This window comes from Oleiphilus sp. HI0067, assembly GCF_001635735.1.
In genome coordinates this window covers 1-603 of record NZ_LWFI01000297.1, presented here as the reverse complement: position 1 = coordinate 603, position 603 = coordinate 1, and the positions used below count along the sequence as shown (strand labels likewise).

Sequence of the window (603 nt, the reverse complement as noted above, 5' to 3'; positions counted from 1 at the left end):
AAAAGACTAGCTTAATCGTCTCATGTCCTGACTTACTCGATGGCACACCTATATACGATATCAAACCCTATATTGAATATTCCGATAGCGCTATCAATCCTCAGTGTGGCATCGCGAAAAACGCACCATCTTCAAAACTAGATGTTGTGTTCAGTGACAAAGCGAGAGCAATGCTTCACGCCTTGACTAAAAATGGTTACACGAACCTAGAGTGTTTTGTAAAGGAAGTTATGGAACAAGACCCTCGTCCTGCGTATAAGCAACAAAACGAGGACCCTAAGATCTATGGCATGAAGTTATATGCCTTTGAAATTAAATTCCGTGTAGAACAGAACTCTCTAATCGTTATAGACATTACTAGCTAAAAGCGGGGAATTCCTTTGCGAATTTTCCTATCCATTCCGCAGCAGCACCTTCAGAGTCTAATTCGCGCCCTTCTACTTCTCTCACCCACAATCGGTAATGCTCAATATGACAGATCTGCTCGACCATCCGAGCACGATAGGCATCACCAGAGGTACAAAACTCTAAGCCGATTTCATAGCCATCTTCCTGAGTTAAACACCATATAACGCGAGCTTGAGCTTCGAAAGGAGGATCAAT

General features: G+C 42.8%; 1 protein-coding gene and 1 pseudogene. One reads left to right on the top strand and one right to left on the bottom strand.

Annotated features, from left to right (window positions below; translation table 11 throughout):
* Positions 1 to 365 (top strand): TrmO family methyltransferase (locus tag A3739_RS03660; RefSeq protein ID WP_197472021.1); only part of this gene is annotated, 365 nt, incomplete at its 5' end.
* On the opposite strand, the pseudogene A3739_RS29275 reads toward A3739_RS03660, so the two are convergent.
* Positions 358 to 603, bottom strand: a pseudogene (locus A3739_RS29275) (energy transducer TonB); the annotation flags it as partial. The gene A3739_RS03660 and the pseudogene A3739_RS29275 overlap by 8 nt on opposite strands.